14 protein-coding genes are annotated in these 16,907 nt (G+C 68.4%); 1 reads left to right on the forward strand and 13 read right to left on the reverse strand.

Going from position 1 to position 16,907, the window contains the following annotated elements; translation table 11 throughout:
• Positions 1-75: 75 nt before the first annotated feature.
• From dhaL to ABIN76_RS12155, 4 genes are all read right to left on the reverse strand, one after another.
• Positions 76-1,797 carry a dihydroxyacetone kinase subunit DhaL gene (dhaL, locus tag ABIN76_RS12140; protein ID WP_346959944.1) on the reverse strand — a complete coding sequence of 574 codons (1,722 nt, stop codon included), beginning with the start codon at positions 1,795-1,797 and terminating at the stop codon, positions 76-78.
• A gap of 77 nt (positions 1,798-1,874) precedes the next feature.
• Positions 1,875-2,873, reverse strand: coding sequence for a sugar phosphate isomerase/epimerase family protein (locus ABIN76_RS12145; RefSeq protein WP_346959945.1), 999 nt, complete (start codon positions 2,871-2,873; stop codon positions 1,875-1,877).
• A 210-nt stretch (positions 2,874-3,083) separates the two neighbouring features.
• On the reverse strand, positions 3,084-3,788 hold the full coding sequence (locus ABIN76_RS12150; protein ID WP_346959946.1) for a GntR family transcriptional regulator: 705 nt from the start codon (positions 3,786-3,788) through the stop codon (positions 3,084-3,086).
• A 66-nt stretch (positions 3,789-3,854) separates the two neighbouring features.
• A complete protein-coding gene (locus tag ABIN76_RS12155; RefSeq protein ID WP_346959947.1) occupies positions 3,855-4,157 on the reverse strand; it encodes a DUF4193 domain-containing protein in 303 nt (100 codons plus the stop codon).
• Between the two features lie 233 nt (positions 4,158-4,390).
• Between ABIN76_RS12155 and ABIN76_RS12160 the strand changes: the two genes are divergently transcribed.
• Positions 4,391-5,146 carry a ZIP family zinc transporter gene (locus ABIN76_RS12160; protein ID WP_346959948.1) on the forward strand — a complete coding sequence of 252 codons (756 nt, stop codon included), beginning with the start codon at positions 4,391-4,393 and terminating at the stop codon, positions 5,144-5,146.
• 33 nt (positions 5,147-5,179) lie between these two features.
• Here ABIN76_RS12160 and ABIN76_RS12165 read toward each other — a convergent pair whose 3' ends face one another.
• The 9 genes from ABIN76_RS12165 to pcrA form a co-directional block, all read right to left on the reverse strand.
• Positions 5,180-6,058, reverse strand: a complete 879-nt coding sequence (locus ABIN76_RS12165) for an NAD(P)-dependent oxidoreductase (protein ID WP_346959949.1) — start codon at positions 6,056-6,058, stop codon at positions 5,180-5,182.
• Positions 6,055-7,572: a four-carbon acid sugar kinase family protein gene (locus ABIN76_RS12170; RefSeq protein ID WP_346959950.1), complete on the reverse strand. Its 1,518-nt coding sequence runs from the start codon at positions 7,570-7,572 to the stop codon at positions 6,055-6,057. Before ABIN76_RS12170 ends, ABIN76_RS12165 begins: the two co-directional genes overlap by 4 nt.
• Before the next feature lie 62 nt (positions 7,573-7,634).
• On the reverse strand, positions 7,635-8,411 hold the full coding sequence (locus tag ABIN76_RS12175; RefSeq protein ID WP_346959951.1) for an SDR family NAD(P)-dependent oxidoreductase: 777 nt from the start codon (positions 8,409-8,411) through the stop codon (positions 7,635-7,637).
• Between the two features lie 9 nt (positions 8,412-8,420).
• Positions 8,421-9,770, reverse strand: coding sequence for an MFS transporter (locus ABIN76_RS12180; protein WP_346959952.1), 1,350 nt, complete (start codon positions 9,768-9,770; stop codon positions 8,421-8,423).
• A 247-nt stretch (positions 9,771-10,017) separates the two neighbouring features.
• Positions 10,018-10,746 (reverse strand): FCD domain-containing protein, encoded by a 729-nt coding sequence (locus ABIN76_RS12185; RefSeq protein ID WP_346959953.1) that lies wholly within the window; start codon positions 10,744-10,746, stop codon positions 10,018-10,020.
• A 182-nt stretch (positions 10,747-10,928) separates the two neighbouring features.
• Positions 10,929-11,831 (reverse strand): succinate--CoA ligase subunit alpha, encoded by a 903-nt coding sequence (gene sucD, locus ABIN76_RS12190; RefSeq protein ID WP_175322052.1) that lies wholly within the window; start codon positions 11,829-11,831, stop codon positions 10,929-10,931.
• 12 nt (positions 11,832-11,843) lie between these two features.
• On the reverse strand, positions 11,844-13,013 hold the full coding sequence (gene sucC / locus ABIN76_RS12195; protein WP_346959954.1) for an ADP-forming succinate--CoA ligase subunit beta: 1,170 nt from the start codon (positions 13,011-13,013) through the stop codon (positions 11,844-11,846).
• 225 nt (positions 13,014-13,238) lie between these two features.
• Entirely contained in the window at positions 13,239-13,946 is a 708-nt protein-coding gene (locus ABIN76_RS12200) for a hypothetical protein (protein ID WP_346959955.1), read from the reverse strand.
• 55 nt (positions 13,947-14,001) lie between these two features.
• Positions 14,002-16,575, reverse strand: a complete 2,574-nt coding sequence (pcrA, locus tag ABIN76_RS12205; RefSeq protein WP_346959956.1) for a DNA helicase PcrA — start codon at positions 16,573-16,575, stop codon at positions 14,002-14,004.
• Between the last annotated feature and the right edge of the window lie 332 nt (positions 16,576-16,907).

Here is a 16,907-nt window from a genome sequence, read left to right on the forward strand (position 1 = left end):
CTGCGGGTTGGTTTGCCCGGTGTTGGTGGGGTTGGTGTTGTGGCTTTGTGTCTCGTGTGACAAGGGAATACTCCTCTAGCTGCGTTCGATGGAGGCCGCGTAGTCGGCCACCCGGCCGGCGATCAGGCCGAAGGACACGGCGCCGGGGTCCGGGTGGCCCAGGCTCTTTTCGGCCAGCGGCCGGGCCCGGCCCTTCTTGGGGCTCAGCGCCGCGGTGGCTTCGGCGGCCTGGGCGGCCGCGTCGGCAGCGGTCCGCAGGCTGCGGGCCAGGCCGTCGCCGTCGTCGATTCCCCGGTTGAAAACGTCGGCGAACGGAAGCAGCGCGTCCACCATCGTCTTGTCTCCGGCTTCGGCCTTGCCCAGGGTGATGATGGCATCGCGGAGGGCGTCGACGGCGGCGGCCGCGTCCGCCGGCGTGTAGTTCTCCTTGCTGCCCAGGGCGCGGCCGACGGCGGTGACCGCCGCGCCCCAGAGCGCGCCGGAGGTGCCGCCGGCGCGTTCGGCCCACTGCTCGCCGGCCGCGGCGAGGACTTCCTCGAGCCCGGCGCCGGCCGCGTGGGACTGTTCCGCCGCGGCGACCGCGGCGTCCACGCCGCGGCGCATGCCGATTCCGTGGTCGCCGTCACCGGCAATCGCGTCGAGTTTGCCGAGCGCTTCCTCGTGTTCGACGACGACCGACTGGGCCACCTTCAGCACGCCCACCGCCGTGGCGGCCAGGGAGGTGGACGCCGCCGTGGCGGCCAGCGCGGGTGCTGCTTCGACGTCGGCCTGCGCGGCGGGGGTTTTGGCCCGGCGGGGCGCCAGGTTGCCCTTCCGGAAGGCGGGAGTGTCGGCCGGCGCGGACCAGAACTTCTCGAGTTCCGCGTCGAGCCAGAACAGGGTCAGGGACAGCCCGGACATGTCGAGGCTGGTGACGAGCTCGCCGCATTCGGGTTCGACGATCTCGAGTCCGGCGGCGGCCAGGAGTGCCTCGACCTTGCCGAAGAGCAGGAACAGCTCGTCGTACTTGACGGTGCCGAGGCCGTTGAGGATTGGCACCACCCGGCGTCCGGCGGTCTCTGGCTTGTCCTTGAGCAGGCCGTCCACCAGCAGCGCGGCCAGTTCGCTGGCGGTGGGCAGCGGTTGCTCGGAGATGCCGGGTTCGCCGTGGATGCCCAGGCCTACGGACATCATGCCCTCGGGCACCGTGAACAGCGGCTCAGCGGCGCCCGGCAGGGTGCAGCCGGCGAAGGCGACGCCCAGCGAGCGGGTGTGGTGGTTGGCCTTGACCGCCAGCCGTTCCACCTCGTCGAGGTCCAGCCCGGCGTCGGCGGCCGCCCCGGCCACCTTGAAGACCGTCAGGTCCCCGGCGATGCCGCGGCGTTTGTCGATCTCCGCCAGCGGGGCGCTGGCAATATCGTCGGTGACCAACACCGTGCGGGTCGGGATGCCCTCGGCGTTGAGCTTGTCCTGTGCCTGGCCGAAGTGCAGGACGTCCCCGGCGTAGTTGCCGTAGCTGAGCAGAACCCCGCCCCCGGTGTCCGCCGCCTTGGCCACGCGGTAGACCTGGCCCGCGGAGGGCGAGGCGAACATGTTCCCGCAGGCGCTGCCGGCGGCGAGTCCGGCGCCGACCAAACCTGCGAAGGCGGGGTAGTGGCCCGAGCCGCCGCCGATCACCAGGGCGACCTGGCCCTCCGGCGTCTCGGTGGAACGGACCACACCGCCGTCCACCCGTGCCACGTACTGGCGGTGGGCGGCGGCGAAGCCGTCGAGGGCGTCGTCCGCGAAGCTTGCGGGATCGTCAAATATCTTTGTCATGATTCCTCGTTGAACCGGTTGGGGCGGTTGGAGCACACGGCGGGCGCCGGGGTGCCTCCGGTTTAGAGCGCGGGCTCCTAGCGTGCGGGGACGGCCGCCGGGGCCTGCCGGCCCTGGGCCACCAGGGAGGTGCCGAGGGCGTACCCGTCGCGCTTGGGCAGGACGTGGCGGCGCAGGTAGTCCTGGTTGGCGGCGGTGACGCTGAGGCCGTCCCCGCCGTAGTGCTCGGTGCAGATGATGCCCTGGAAACCGACGGAGATGGCGAACTGGAAGGCTTCGCGGTAGCTGATCAGGCCGGATTCCATCGGTGCGGGGATGGCGACGTACTGGTCCTTCGCCCGGTTTTCGTCGCGGCTGTAGTTCTTGACGTGCCAGTAGTTGGCGTAGGGCAGGGTCTTGTGGACCATCTCCCGCCAGTCCTCGATGGGCCGGTGCAGGCGGATCAGGTTGCCGATGTCCGGGTTGAGCCCCACGTTGGGCAGGTCGATGTCCTGGACCAGCTGGACGGAGGAGTCCGCGGTGCCAAGGTAGGTGTCCTCGTACATCTCGAGCGAGACCAGGAGCCCCAGCTCGGCCGCGTGCCGGCCCACCTCGCGGATGCGGGTGACGGCCTTGTTCCAGGTGTCCTTGTCCCCCGCCGGGTCGCGGTGGCCCTCGACCGTCCAGAACCAGAGCTGTTCGCGCTGGGCCGGGGTCAGGGCCTGGTGCAGGCCGATCGAGACAACTTCGCAGCCCAGCTGCGCGGCGGCGTCGATGGTGCGGTGCGTGTAGGCCAGGTTGTCTTCCCAGTTGGCTTCCTCGATCACGCTGCGGCGGATTGCCGAGATGGCGGGCAGCCCGATCCCGGCATGGCGGGCGGCGGCACTGAGTTCGTCCAGCCGGGCCGGGCCGAGGTCCCCCGGACGAACCCAGCTGTCGGTCAGGTCGGCGTTGGCGAAGCCCGCGTCAGCGACTTCCTCGAACACCCGCTGCCACTCCGTAGCGGGGGCATCCTGGACCGAGGTTCCGTCGTGGCGCGTGCCCGGGAACTGCAGGAGGGCCGCGGTGATGGGCCAGTTTTCGGCGGTGTACGACATTGTCACTCCAGATCTTGAATCACATTTCCTATAGGATTCATCGTAGAGGAGAGCCTTGTCAAGGGTTTCTGAGGAAGTGATCCGCCGGTCGGGGCGAAAAAGCGCGGCGGGGGATGCCGCCGAACGGCGCGGTGCCTAGCCGCGCAATGGCTAGCGGCGCAGGGCCTAGCCGTGCGGCGCCTAGCTTCGGGGTCCCTAGGTGCGGGGTCCCTAGCTGCGCACTTCGCTGTCGTGCACTTCGCTGTCGTGCTGCGAGCGCTGCTTGACGCCCTCGATGTGCGCGATCATCTGATGGCGCGCCAGCTCGGCGTCGCCGGCCTCAAAGGCGCGGAGGATCTCGGTGTGCTCCGCTATCGCAAAGTCCGCGTCGGTGACGCCGAGGCCGCCGAAGAAGCGGAAGCGCTGCACCTGGCCGCCCAGTGCGTTGTACGCGGAGAGCAGGAACTGGTTGTCCGCGTGCTCCGCGATGAGCCGGTGGAACCGTTCGTCGGCTTCCCAGTAGGCGCGGAACTCGGAAAAGGACGGCCCCCGGGGCGCGGCTTTGAGGTCCTCGATGGCCTGCGCCAGCTGGGCGGTAAGGCCGGCGTCGGCGTGGCGGCAGGCCATCAGGGCGTTGGCCGGTTCGATCACCAGGCGCGCATCCATCAGGTCCGCCAGTTCGTCCTTGGTGAACAACGGCGCCACCCGGTAGCCGCGCAGGGCGGTCCGGCGGACCATGCCGGTGGCTTCCAGCCGGGCGAGCGCCTCACGCACGGGCGTCGGCGAGACGTCCAGTTCGCGGGCCATGCCGTCAATGCTGACCGGCGTGCCGGCCTCAAGCCGGCCGTCCATCAGCGCGATCAGAAGGGCTTCGTAAACATGGTCGGCGAGGACCTGCCTACTCACGCCGCGGGCGGCCGGATCCTTGATTGCCATACCCAAATCCTATAGCCGGGCAACCCCTGCGGGCGCCGCCGGTACCGCCCCGCGGGGAGCCGGCCGCTAGCCTTTGCACTCGAGGCAGTACGCGTGTCCATTCTTTTCGGAGGCGAGCTGGGATCGGTGCCGGACCAGGAAACAGGAGTAGCAGGTGAACTCGTCCTCGGCCTGCGGAATCACCTGCACGATCAGCTCCTCAGCGACGAATTCGCCGCCGGGGGTCATCGCGTCGTCGAAGGCATCGGCCTCGTCGAGCTCGCGGATGACACTTTTGGCGTCCGGAGCGTTCGCGGACTGCAACGCTTCGAGGGAGCGCTCTTGTGATTCTTTGACGTCGGAACGTACTTCGTCGTAATCGGTTGCCACGGAGGCATTCTCTTTTCTGGCGTTGTTGGCTGACGCAACTGCAACCTACACCAGGTCCCAGGTATTCCCTTCGCCGAACCGGCGACGGTCCAACTTAGAAAGCATGCTTATAGTGTCATAACCGAGGCGCGGCCGCGTACACCCGGGTAGCATTGCCGCGGCCCAGGGGTGTTGGGCCTTTGGGCCTCGCGCGTTGGTGGCGAAGTGAACGACGACGTGGAAGGTGGAACAAGATGCCCATGTGGGTACAGGCCCTGTTCTGGGGAACGGTGGCGGGCGCAGCCCTGGTCCTGGGGGCGGCCGTTGCCTGGAAGTGGACCATCGCACCGAAAATCGTCTCCTCCATCATGGCCTTCGGCGCCGGAGTCCTCATCTCGGCCCTGTCGTTTGACCTCGTTGACGAAGCGGAACGGGGCGGCGGCCTCTGGCCGACCGTTGCGGGTTTCCTGGCCGGGGCCCTGGTCTATGTCGGGGCGAACGCCCTGCTGGCCCGGCAGGGTGCCAAACACCGGAAACGCTCCGGCGGAAAGCAACCTTCGGAAAAGGACAAGCCGGGCAGCGGCACCGCCATTGCCATCGGAGCCCTGCTCGACGGTGTTCCCGAATCCGTCGTCCTGGGGCTCGGTCTCGTCTCGGGGGGCTCGGTCAGCACGGCCGTGCTCGCGGCAGTCTTCATCTCCAACGTTCCCGAGGGGCTTTCCAGCACCGCGGGAATGAAGAAATCCGGCCGCAGCGCCGGCTACGTCTTTGGCGTGTGGGGAGGCATTGCCCTCATCTCCGGGCTGGCATCGCTCATCGGCTACGCCGGCTTGCAGAACGCTCCGGCAGAAATGGTCGCCTTCATCACCGCAATCGCTGCCGGGGCAATTTTGGCCATGCTTGCCGACACCATGATCCCGGAGGCTTTCGAGGAACACCATGTCCTGACGGGCCTCATTGCAGCCGTCGGCTTCCTGGCGGCCTTCACCATCAGCCAGGCCGGGGGCTGAAAGACGCCCCCGGCCCCCTGGGCCCGACGGATCTCAGTGCTGGAGCCCGCGCAGCACCTCGATCACGGACGAGTCGTCCCGCCGGCCCAAGCCCGCGCGCCGGCCGCTGAGGTAGAGCTGTTCGGCCGCGGCCGCGAGCGGCGCCGGGTACGTGCTGTCCCGCGCCGCGTCGACCACCAGACCCATGTCCTTGACGAAGATGTCCAGCGCGCTGCGGACCTCGGTGTTGTCCGGATCCACCATCCGGGAGCCCCGGTCATCGAACATAAACGACGCCGCGGCGCCGGAGCGCAGCACCTCCCAGGTCTCCTTCGGGTCTAGGCCCAGGGCCTCGGCAAAGGCCAGGGCCTCCCCCGCAACGGCGATGTGCACCCCGCACAGCAGCTGGTTGACCAGCTTGACCTTCTGCCCGTCACCAACATTCGGCCCCACCACGGGGGCGGAACTTGCCATCGCGTCCAGCAGCGGCCGCACCGCGGCCAGGGCCCGCTCGGAGCCGCTGACCATCATCAGCAGCTCGCCGGTGGCGGCACGCTTGGTGCCGCCGGAAACCGGCGCGTCGACCAGTTCGACGTCGAACGCCGCCAGCCTTTCCGCCAGCGACATCACAGCGGCCGGACCCACGGTGGCCATCAGCAGGACAACGGTGCCCGGACGCAGCGTCGCGGCGAGATGGTCCGCACCGAACAGCACCGCATCGGCCTGCGCCGGCGTCGCGACCATCAGGGCGACGACGTCGGCCCCGGCCACGGCTTCCTTGGCCGAGGCCGCCGGCGTCAGGCCGGGGACGGCGAGCGACTGCGCCCGGCCCTCGGCGACGTCAAAGGCGGCGACGTCGTGCCCGGCTTCGGCGAGGATGACCGCCATCGGCCCGCCCATCGCGCCCAGCCCGATCCATCCGACCTTGCTCATGCGGTAACTTCCTTTCGTGGGGCCGCGGACGTGGTGCCGCCGCGGAAGAGTTCAATGGTGTCGGCGAGCGCGTTTTCGTCGCCGACATTGCCGGCGAAGACGACGTAGGGCATGCCCTGCACGCCGGGTGCGGCCTCATCGGGCCGGAGCACCGAGACCATGCCGGGGAACAGCTGCCCCAGCACGGTGGCGCGCCGGATGCCGAGGCCCCGCACGGCGACGTCGTGCGAGGTGATGCCGCCCTTGGCGATCACCCACGCAGGGTTCGCGGCGAGCGCGGCCTGGACCACCTCGATCAGGGCCGCCGACACGCTGCGGGCAATTTCCAGGCTGGCGGCAGCGTCCGCTCCCTTGAGCAGCGACCGCGAGGTGTAGAGCAGGACGTCGGAGTCAGCCAGGGCACCGACCACCCGGGCCGCGGTGTCCGTGATGTGCGCGCCGCGGCGGGCCGGGGTGACCAGGTCGGCGACGGACAGTTCGATCTCGGTCACGCCGCCGCGCGCCTGCGCCGCCGCGACCTGGCGCGCTGTCTGGCCCACATGGGAGCCGACGACGGCGAGGCCGTGGCCGGCCGGGCGGCCGTCAGGCCAGATGTCCTGCGCCTGCAAGGTGGGCTTGGGGTCGAGCCCGGCGAGCGCACGGACGAAAGAGGGCCCGGTTCGGTGCAGGAACACCTTGCCTTCGCGCTGGACCTGCTGCAGGCCCAGCACAACGATCTCCAGGTCCGCGAACTCGGTGGCGTTGACGACGATGAGCTGCAATTCGCTGGCCGAGCGCAGGATCTCCGCGACCCGGTCCTCTCCCCCGCTGCGGATGTCCTCAAGGCTGATGCTAAGCACCTGCTCCCGGCCAACGGTGCCGCCGCTCTTCTCCGCGACGAAGTCTTTGAGGTCGGAGGACCGGTAGCCGAAGGTGGCATCCCTGGCGAACTCGGTTTCTCCGGCGGGCACGGGTTCCCCGCCCACCATGGCCCAGTGCACGTCCCCGGCGGTGAAGCGTCCGGCTTCGAAATACGACGGTGCCAGCAGCACGCCGTCGAACCCGCGCCCGGTGACCTCGCGCCGGACGGCGTCGAGGGTGCGGATTTCGGCCATCACGTGGCCGCGGAGCGTCGAGTCGCTGCGGCTGACCAGGTCCAGCGGCGCGCCGAGCCGCTGCTCAAGTTCGAACAGGGCCCGCCCGGCTGCCTGGTTCAGTGCGACGGCGTCGGCCTCGTCCAGGCTGCGGGTGTTGGTCAGGATGAAGCAGGTCGATTCCGGCTCGGCGAGCGCCGCGGCGTACTCGGCGGCCTCGAGCACGGTGACAACCGAGACGCCGTGCACGGACTGCGAGCCGGTGGGGTCGTCGTCGAGCACGGCGGTGCGCCGGCCGGTGGCGGCGCGGTAGTCGCGGATCCGCTGCCGGGCGCCGGTCAGGTGCACCGGTTCAGGAACGGGCGCTGGGGCGGGATCCGGGGCGGCCGGCACGCCGGGGCGGGCAGTGCCATGTCTGGCGGGATGGGTTTCGTGGGTCATGCTGTGGTCCTTCCGGGTGCCGTGCGGCCGGAGCCGCACGGCACGTCCAGAGGCGCCTGGGGTCAGGAGACCTGCAGGCCGCCGTTGATGTCGTAGGTGGCGGCCGTGATGTAGCCGGCGTCCTCGCTCAGGAGGAACGCCATCAACGCCGCAACTTCGTCGCGGGTGCCGACGCGGCCCATCATGATGCCCTCGGACATGGCGGCCTTGCGCTCCTCGCTCAGCGTGCCGCCCATGATGTCGGTATCGATCGGGCCCGGCGCCACCGCGTTGACGGTGATGCCGAACTCGCCGACTTCGCGGGCCAGCGCCCGGGTAAAGCCCAGGATTCCGGCCTTGGAGGCGCTGTAGGCGACCTTGGAGAAGGTTCCGCCGCCGCGCTGGGCGGAGATCGAGGAGACGCTGACGATCCGGCCGAGCCGCCGCTCGATCATGCCCTTGAGTACCCGCTGCGAGACGATGAAGGTGCCGCGCATGTTGATCGCGAAGACCTTGTCCCACTCGGCGACGGACGTTTCCATAAACGGCGTGGGCGAGCTGATCCCGGCCAGGTTGGCCAGCCCGACGATGGGCGGCAGCGTCTCCTCGATCTCGGTGATGGCCCGGTCCACCGAGGCCTCGTCCGAGACGTCGGCGCCGACGCCGATCGCCTTGACGGCCCGGTTGGAGCCGATCTCGGCCGCGGCGGCTTTGGCGTCTTCGGCGTTGATGTCCAGGATCGCGATGGACCAGCCGTCGCGGGCCAGGCGGTCGGCCGTGGCCCGGCCGATGCCGCGGGCCGACGCCGCTCCGGTCAGGACGACGGTGCCCTCGGCGGGGAAGGTGCTGTTTTGGGTCATGGCTGGTTCCTAGTGGCTGTCTGCGGCGGGGACGGTGGCTCCGGGGGCGGAGACACCTTCCGGGCGGTGGCGGGCGTAGAGGTAGGTGGCGACGGCGGTGATGGCGAGGCAGGCGGCGAGGAAGACGAGGCCGCTCTGGCTGTTGCCGGTGGCGTCCTTGAGCAGGCCTACGATGTACGGGGCCACAAAGCCGCCCAGGTTGCCGAGCGAGTTCACCATGGCGAGGCCGGCGGCTGCCGCGGCTCCGGTCAGCGCCGCGGACGGCATGGCCAGGAACGGTGCGATCGCGGAGTAGATGCCCATCGCGGCCAGGGTCAGGAAGACCATGGCGAGCACGGCGTTGACGGGGAGCAGGAAGCCGGCGCCGAGCAGGCCGACGGCGGCAAGCACCATGCTGGCGCTGGCGTGCCAGACGCGGTTGCCGGTGCGGTCCGAGCGCTTGCTCCAGAAGTAGACGAATACGGCGGCGATGGCGTACGGGATGAAGACGATGAAGCCCACCTGGACGGAGTCGAACTTGCCGAGGGCCTTGACGATGGTCGGCATCCAGAGGCCGAGGCCGTAGATGCCGCAGACCAGGCCGAAGTACAGGGCCGAGTACGCGAGGGTGCGGGGATCCTTCAGGCCGGCAAGGAAGTTGTGGTTGCCGGACTTCTGCTTGTCGGCCAGTTCCTTGCTCATGGTGGTGGAGAGCCAGTCGCGCTCCTCCGGCTTGAGCCACTTGGCGTGCTCGGGCCGGTCGGTCATGACGAACGGCGTGATGATGCCCAGCACGATCGCCGGGATGCCTTCAATGATGTACAGCCACTGCCAGCCGTGCAGGCCGGCGACGCCTTCCAGGCCCAGGAGCATGCCGGAGACCGGGGCGCCGAGGGCGTTGGAGATCGGCTGGGCAAGGATGAAGATGCCCAGCACGGTCACGCGCTGCGCGGCCGGGAACCAGAGGGTCAGGTAGAAGAGGATGGCCGGGAAGAAGCCAGCCTCGGCCGCGCCCAGCAGGAAGCGGATGATGTAGAAGGTGGTCTCCCCGTTGACCAGGAACATGGCGGTGGCGAAGATGCCCCAAGTGATGAGGATGCGGGCGATCCACTTGCGGGCGCCGTAGCGGTACATGCCGCCGTTGCTCGGAATTTCCAGCAGGGCGTAGCCCAGGAAGAAGATGCCGGCGCCGAGGCCGTAGGCAGCTTCGGTGAGGCCGATGTCGCCCTGCATGCCCAGTTTGGCGAAGCCGACGTTGTTGCGGTCCAGGTAGGCGATGAAGTACAGCAGGACGATCAGCGGCATCAGCCGCCGGCGGACCTTGCGGAGGGTGGTCTGGCCCAGTTCGCTCAACGCGGGGGCCGCGGTCAGGGAGGTCATCGCGGGCCTCCACCGGTGATCAGGGTGCCCTGGGAAGGGACGTGCGCGCGCATAAAGACTCCTTTGGCTGGCGGCATTCTGTGGCTGACTTAGATGTCAGATGTCTGATATCTAGATGAGATTCTAATCACAGCGCAGGACGGCGTCAACAGGGCCGGGAAAGAGCCGCAGTGGCTTGCCGGGCCGCCGCGGAGGGCAGCCCGCCGCGGGGGTCCGCTGCCCGCGGGGCTCAGCAGGCCGGGGCAGCTCAGCTGGCGGCGGCACCGCGGCTGGAGACCGCGAGGTAGCGTTCGTAATCCTCGAAGGTCTGGGTGATGTGGGCGTCCATCGCGGAGCGCGCGGCCGCCGGCTCGCCGGCCGCGATGGCGGCCAGGACCAGTTTGTGGTGGTGGATGGCATGCCGCTGCACGTCGGGGAAGGCCGAGGTCTCCCGCCGCATGGCGTACAGCAGGGTCGAGAGCTGGCCCAGCAGGGCGGGCACAAAGGGGTTGCCCGAGGCCCGCAGTACGGTGTCGTGGAAGGTGATGTCGGCCAGGGTCAGTGCGTCGACGTCGCCCGCGTGGTGTGCGGCTTCCATCAGCTCGACGCTTTCGGTCATGGCGGCCAGGTCGGCCTGGCTGTGGCGGGCGGCGGCCAGTTCGGCGGCGCCGGTCTCGACCATGCGACGGACCTCGAGCAGGCGCAGCGCCACCTCGTCGGAGGCGACTCCCCTCGACGCGGCCCGCATGATCGCATCAAGGCCGGTCCAGCGCTCGGGCGGATTGACGAAGGTGCCCAGGCCGCGCTTCACGTAGACGACGTTTTGCGCCTTGAGCGCCTTCATCGCTTCCCGGGCGGTCAGGCGGCTGACACCGGATTCCTTGGCGATGTCGGCCTCCGGCGGCAGGGCGTCGTCGGCCTTGATCTGGCCGCTGAGGATGTACTCGAGGACTTTGTCCACAACGACGTCGACCAGCGTCCGTCGCGCTTCTGCCATCGTGTTCCCCTGCCTGCGCGCCCGGAAGCGCACGGTTTGCCTTTCCTCAACACTACTCGACGCCCGGCGGCGGTCCCTGCCGCCGTCGTGCGTTAACGAAAGCAACGCGGGGTCACTCCGCGCCCATCCCGGTGAGTGGAATGGGCCGGAGGTGACCCCGCGTTGCTGTGGTGCTGTGGAACTTAGAGCGCCGCGTAGACTTCGCGCAGCAGCTTGGCCGTCTCGGACGGCGTCTTGCCGACCTTGACGCCGGCAGCCTCGAGGGCTTCCTTCTTGGCCTGGGCGGTGCCCGCGGAACCGGAGACGATGGCGCCGGCGTGGCCCATGGTCTTGCCTTCCGGGGCGGTGAAGCCGGCCACGTAGCCGACGACCGGCTTGGTGACGTGGGCCTTGATGTAGTCGGCGGCACGTTCTTCGGCGTCGCCGCCGATTTCGCCGATCATCACGATCGCCTTGGTCTCGGGGTCAGCTTCGAAGGCTTCGAGGGCGTCGATGTGGGTGGTGCCGATGACCGGGTCGCCGCCGATGCCGATGGCGGTGGAGAAGCCCAGGTCGCGCAGTTCGTACATCATCTGGTAGGTCAGAGTGCCCGACTTGGAGACCAAGCCGATGGGGCCCTTGCCCGTGATGTTGGCCGGGGTGATGCCGACGAGGGCCTCGCCCGGGGTGATGATGCCGGGGCAGTTCGGTCCGATGATGCGGGTGACCTGCTTGCCGTCGGCGTCGACCTTGGACTGGGCCAGTGCCCAGAATTCGGCGGAGTCCTGGACCGGCACGCCTTCGGTGATGACGACGACCAGGCCGATGCCGGCCTCGATGGCTTCGACGACGGCGTCCTTGGTGAAGGCCGGCGGCACGAAGACGATGGAGACGTCCGCGCCGGTCTCCGCCATGGCTTCCTTGACGGTGCCGAAGACGGTGATTTCGTTGTCGCCGTGCAGGACCGTGGTGCCGGCCTTGCGGGCGTTGACGCCGCCGACAATGTTGGTGCCGGCCTTGAGCATCAGGGCGGTGTGCTTGGTGCCTTCGCCGCCGGTGATGCCCTGGACGATGACCTTGGAGTCCTTGTTCAGATAAATAGACATAGTCGGGTCCCTTTACTTCGCTGCGTTGGCGAGCTCGGCAGCCTTGTCGGCGCCCTCGTCCATGGTGGCGGCCAGGGTAACCAGCGGGTGGTTGGCCTCGGCCAGGATGCGGCGGCCTTCCTCGACGTTGTTGCCGTCGAGGCGGACGACCAGCGGCTTGTTCGCGGAGTGGCCCAGCTCGGCGAGTGCGCCGACGATGCCCTTGGCGACAGCGTCACAGGCGGTGATGCCGCCGAAGACGTTGACGAAGACGGACTTGACCTGCTCGTCGCCCAGGATGACGTCGAGGCCTGCTGCCATGACCTCGGCGGAAGCTCCACCGCCGATGTCCAGGAAGTTGGCGGGCTTGACGTTGCCGTGGTTTTCGCCGGCGTAGGCGACGACGTCGAGCGTGGACATGACCAGGCCGGCACCGTTACCGATGATGCCGACTTCGCCGTCGAGCTTGACGTAGTTGAGGTCCTGGGCCTTGGCCTTGGCCTCGAGCGGGTCCGCGGCGTCCTTGTCTTCAAGGGCGGAGTGCTTCGGGTGGCGGAAGTCGGCGTTCTCGTCGAGGGAGACCTTGCCGTCCAGGGCGACGATGTCGCCGGCGCCGGTCTTTACCAGCGGGTTGACCTCCACGAGGGTGGCGTCTTCCTTCTTGAAGACGTCCCAGAGCTTGAGGATCACGGCGGCGACCTTGCCGCGCAGTTCCTCGGCGAAGCCGGCAGCGGCGACGATTTCGTCGGCCTTGGCCTGGTCGATGCCGACGGCCGGGTCGATCGCGATTTTGGCGAGGGCCTCGGGACGTTCGACGGCGAGCTGCTCGATTTCCATGCCGCCCTCGACCGAGCACATGGCGAGGTAGTTGCGGTTGGCCCGGTCCAGCAGGACGGAGAAGTAGTATTCCTCGGCGATGTCGGCACCCTGGGCAATCATCACCTTGTTGACGGTGTGGCCCTTGATGTCCATGCCGAGGATGTTGGTGGAGTGCTCCAGCGCCTCATCGGCGGTCTTGGCGACCTTAACGCCGCCGGCCTTTCCGCGGCCACCGGCCTTAACCTGTGCCTTGACGACAGTTACGCCGCCGATCTTCTCGGCAGCTGCCTTTGCTTCTTCAGGGGTGTGCGCCACGATGCCAGCAAGCACGGGTACACCGTGCGCCTCGAACATATCGCGCGCCTGATATTCAAACAGGTCCACGGTTTAGTGTCCTTCTACGTCGAAGTAGTTTCTGTACAGCCGGACCCCACGTACTCGCGGTTACCGGGCTGCGGAATAAACGCACCCTGCGACAAGCTTGGAAACGAGCCACACGGCGCAATGCTCCTCTTTCGAACTCTAGTCCTTCGTTTGGACCAGCCCGACCCAGAGTACCGCTTATGTGAGTAAGGACACTATTCTATTGAGCGTAGAAAAACCGCTAGATTACGGGGTTTTTGGGGCCTCCGACGGCGCCGCGGTGGGCTTTTTGGCGGCCGGCAAGATCAGCTCGTAACGGTCGCGCGCAACGAAGAATGCGACGCCGGCGGAGACGTTTCCGCAGGCGACCCCGCCGTTGTAGGCGGAGCAGCGCAGGCCGTTGCGCTCGATGTTCTGCCCGTCCCCGAGGACGGGCAGCTGCGAGATCGGACCGTTGCGGGTGCCTTTGGGGCCGTACTCGGTTTCCTGCTGTGTGACGCCGGAGCGGCATTCGCCGTAGACGGCCTGGTCCGGGGTCAGCAGGGCCGTGCCGCCCAGGTAGCCGAGGCCGGTGCCGGAGCAGTCGTCGCGGATGTCCTTGGCGTCGGGCTCCGGGTAGGCGGCGAGCTCACAGTGCGCCACCGGCACGGTCGCGAACTTGCCGTTCCCGCTGCCGGCGAATCCGTTCTGCTCATAGGGCAGGTTGACGTGGCCGCCCCGCGCGGACGTCAGGGAGCAGACGATGTTGCGGTCCGCGGTGACGAAGCTCAAGGAGTCCGCCCCGGCATTGAGCGACGCCGGGTCCGTCAGGGGCGCCTGCTTGAGCTGCTCCAGGGCGGGCAACGGGGCCGGCGGGACGTAGTCCGGGTCCTTCTGCGTAACGGTGCACGCCGTGGACACCGCCAGGATAAAGGCGGCCAGGATCCCCAAAAACGTCCGACGCATGCGCTCCATTATGCCTGTCGGCACGCGCTGGCCGGCGGACCCGCGGGGCGGGTTTGAGGTCCGGTCACGCGTTGATCTTGGTGAGCCGGGCGTACCGCAGCAGCAGCCGTTTCTCGCCGACGCCGAATTTCACCTTCGCGACGGTCTTGTCCCCCGCGCCTTCGACGGCCAGCACGGTGCCGTTGCCGAAGCTGGTGTGGTTGACCTTGTCCCCCACGCTGACGGCGACGATCTCCTTCTGCGGCTGGACCCTGTTCTTGGCGATGGCGGCCGGGACGTCCGCGTTGAAGCCGGCCGAGGAGTCCGCCCCGGTGCCGCGGGCGGTGCCCGCGCCCCAGAAGGATCCGCCGTAGCGGCTGGACCCGATCGAGCCGCCGCTCCCCCAACTGCTGGCTTGGCGGGTGGATCCTTCGCGTTTCCACTCGACCAGCTCGGCCGGGATTTCCTCTATGAACTGGCTGGCAGGGTTGTACTGGCTCTGGCCCCACATGCTGCGGACCTCGGACCGGGTCAGGTACAGGCGTTTCCGGGCGCGGGTCAGGCCCACGTAGGCGAGCCGGCGTTCTTCCGCCAGCTCCTTGGGGTCGGTGGCGGAGCGCTGGTGCGGGAACAGCCCGTGCTCCATGCCGGTGAGGAACACCACCGGGAACTCCAGGCCCTTGGCGGTGTGCAGGGTCATCAGCGTGACCACGCCGAGGCGCTTGGCTTCGGCGACGGCGGCATCGATATCGGCGCCCGGCGCGTCCGGGATCTGGTCGGCGTCGGCCACCAGGGAGACCTGTTCCAGGAAGGCGCCGAGGGAGCCTTCGGGGTTGTCCCGCTCGTATTCGCGCACGACGGCGACGAGTTCGGCGAGGTTTTCCACCCGGGATTCGTCCTGCGGGTCGGTGCTGGAGCGCAGCGTGGCGAGGTAGCCGGTCTGCTCCAGGACGGCTTCCAGGGCGGCGGCGGCGCCGGAGCCGGCGGCGACCTCGGCCAGGTCGTCGAGGAGCTTCACGAAGCCCAGGACGGCGTTCACTGAGCGGGTGGCCATGCCGGGTGCTTCCTCGGCGCGGCGGGCGGCGGCCATGAAGGAGGTCCGGTCGCGCTGCGCGAGCGAGGCGATGGCGCCCTCGGCCCGGTCGCCGATGCCGCGCTTGGGCTCGTTCAGGATGCGGCGCAGGTTGACGTCGTCGTCCGGGTTGACCAGCACGCGCAGGTAGGCGAGCGCGTCCTTGATTTCCTTGCGCTCGTAGAAGCGGGTGCCGCCGACCACTTTGTAGGGCAGCCCGACGCGGACCAGGACGTCTTCGATGGACCGGGACTGGGCGTTGGTGCGGTAGAAGATCGCGACGTCGCCGGGGCGGAGGTTGCCCTCGTCCTGCAGCCGGTCGATTTCTTTGGCGATGAACTGGGCCTCGTCGTGCTCGTTCTCGCCGACGTAGCCGACGATCTTCTCGCCGTCGCCCTCGGCGGTCCAGAGCCGCTTCTCCGGCCGGTTGGGGTTCCGGGAGATCACCGAGTTGGCGGCGCTGAGGATGGTCTGGGTGGAGCGGTAGTTCTGCTCGAGCTTGATGGTCCGGGCATCCGGGTAGTCCTTCTCGAACTCCACGATGTTGCGGATGTCCGCGCCGCGGAAGGCGTAGATGGACTGGTCGGAGTCGCCGACGACGGTGAGTTCGGCGGCGCCCGGTCCTTCGCCGACAATCTCGCGCACCAGGGCGTACTGGGCGTGGTTGGTGTCCTGGTACTCGTCCACCAGCACGTGCCGGAAACGGCGCCGGTAGGAGTCGGCGAGCGCCGGGAAGGCGCGGAACATGTAGACGGTCTCGGCGATCAGGTCATCGAAGTCCATCGCGTTGGCCTGGCGCAGGCGCTGCGTGTAGCCCTTGAAAACTTCGGCGACGGCCTGTTCGAAGGGGTCGCTGTAGTTGGCGCTGGAGGCGTAGCTGTCCGCGTCGATCAGCTCGTTCTTGAGCGCGGAGATCTTGTGCTGGATGGCCTTGGGGGCAAACCGCTTGGGGTCCAGGTCCAGGTTCTTGGCCACCAGCGTGATCAGCCGGAGCGAGTCGGCGGAGTCGTAGATGGAGAAGTTGGAGTTCAGGCCGACGTTGGCCGCCTCGCGCCGCAGGATCCGGACGCAGGAGGAGTGGAAGGTGGAGATCCACATGGTCTTGGCCCGGCCGCCGACCAGCAGTTCGATCCGCTCCCGCATCTCAGCGGCGGCCTTGTTGGTGAAGGTGATGGCCAGGATCTCGCCGTGGTGCGCGCGCCGGGTGGCGATCAGGTAGGCGATGCGGTTACTGAGCACGCGGGTCTTGCCGGAGCCGGCGCCTGCGACGATCAGCAATGCGCCGCCGGCGTGCTTGACTGCTTCCTCCTGCTGAGGGTTCAGTCCCTGCAGCAGCTCATCCGCGTTGGGGAGCCTGGGGCGGTCCCGGTCCTCGTGTCCACGGGAGTTCCCGTTGTGGCCTCCGACGTGGTGACTTCCGCCGTTGCTCCCGCCGGGGTGGCTTCCGGAGGACCCGAAGCCGGGGGCAGATCCCAGGTCCGGCAGGCCGCTGCCAGCTCCCGGGTTTTCGGACGCTTTGGCGGGCGCGGCCGGGGTGGAGGCAGCTTGGAGGGGTCCGTCGGCATAGGGGTCAAACAACATATCCATGGTGTTAACAAGTCTAGGCGGTGCCACTGACGCCACGATCCGCGACCCCTCCCACCCGCGGGACATGCCCTCCTCAAGCGCCAGCGGATGGACATACCGGCGTTATGTCCACGCTTCGAGCCCAAGAATGAGCATGTCCCCCTGGCGGCTGCGTCAGGAATGAGCATGTCCCCCGGGCAGCATCAAGAACGGGCATGCTCCTCGGTTGCTTGTCCGCGAGCGCCCCACACCCACGGGACATGCCCTCCCCACGCGCTGGCGGACGGACATACCGGCATTATGTCCACGCTTCGAGCCCAAGAATGAGCATGTCCCCCTGGCGGCTGCGTCAA

This window comes from uncultured Arthrobacter sp., from assembly GCF_964021775.1.
Classification (GTDB): domain Bacteria; phylum Actinomycetota; class Actinomycetes; order Actinomycetales; family Micrococcaceae; genus Arthrobacter.

Bases quoted from the DNA above. Each gene is read 5' to 3' on its own strand.
- dhaL (WP_346959944.1), bottom strand. From the start codon at position 1,797: ATGACAAAGATATTTGACGATCCCGCAAGCTTCGCGGACGACGCCCTC.
- ABIN76_RS12145 (WP_346959945.1), bottom strand. From the start codon at position 2,873: ATGTCGTACACCGCCGAAAACTGGCCCATCACCGCGGCCCTCCTGCAG.
- ABIN76_RS12150 (WP_346959946.1), bottom strand. From the start codon at position 3,788: ATGGCAATCAAGGATCCGGCCGCCCGCGGCGTGAGTAGGCAGGTCCTC.
- ABIN76_RS12160 (WP_346959948.1), top strand. From the start codon at position 4,391: ATGCCCATGTGGGTACAGGCCCTGTTCTGGGGAACGGTGGCGGGCGCA.
- ABIN76_RS12165 (WP_346959949.1), bottom strand. From the start codon at position 6,058: ATGAGCAAGGTCGGATGGATCGGGCTGGGCGCGATGGGCGGGCCGATG.
- ABIN76_RS12170 (WP_346959950.1), bottom strand. From the start codon at position 7,572: ATGACCCACGAAACCCATCCCGCCAGACATGGCACTGCCCGCCCCGGC.
- ABIN76_RS12175 (WP_346959951.1), bottom strand. From the start codon at position 8,411: ATGACCCAAAACAGCACCTTCCCCGCCGAGGGCACCGTCGTCCTGACC.
- ABIN76_RS12180 (WP_346959952.1), bottom strand. From the start codon at position 9,770: ATGACCTCCCTGACCGCGGCCCCCGCGTTGAGCGAACTGGGCCAGACC.
- ABIN76_RS12185 (WP_346959953.1), bottom strand. From the start codon at position 10,746: ATGGCAGAAGCGCGACGGACGCTGGTCGACGTCGTTGTGGACAAAGTC.
- sucD (WP_175322052.1), bottom strand. From the start codon at position 11,831: ATGTCTATTTATCTGAACAAGGACTCCAAGGTCATCGTCCAGGGCATC.
- ABIN76_RS12200 (WP_346959955.1), bottom strand. From the start codon at position 13,946: ATGGAGCGCATGCGTCGGACGTTTTTGGGGATCCTGGCCGCCTTTATC.
- pcrA (WP_346959956.1), bottom strand. From the start codon at position 16,575: ATGGATATGTTGTTTGACCCCTATGCCGACGGACCCCTCCAAGCTGCC.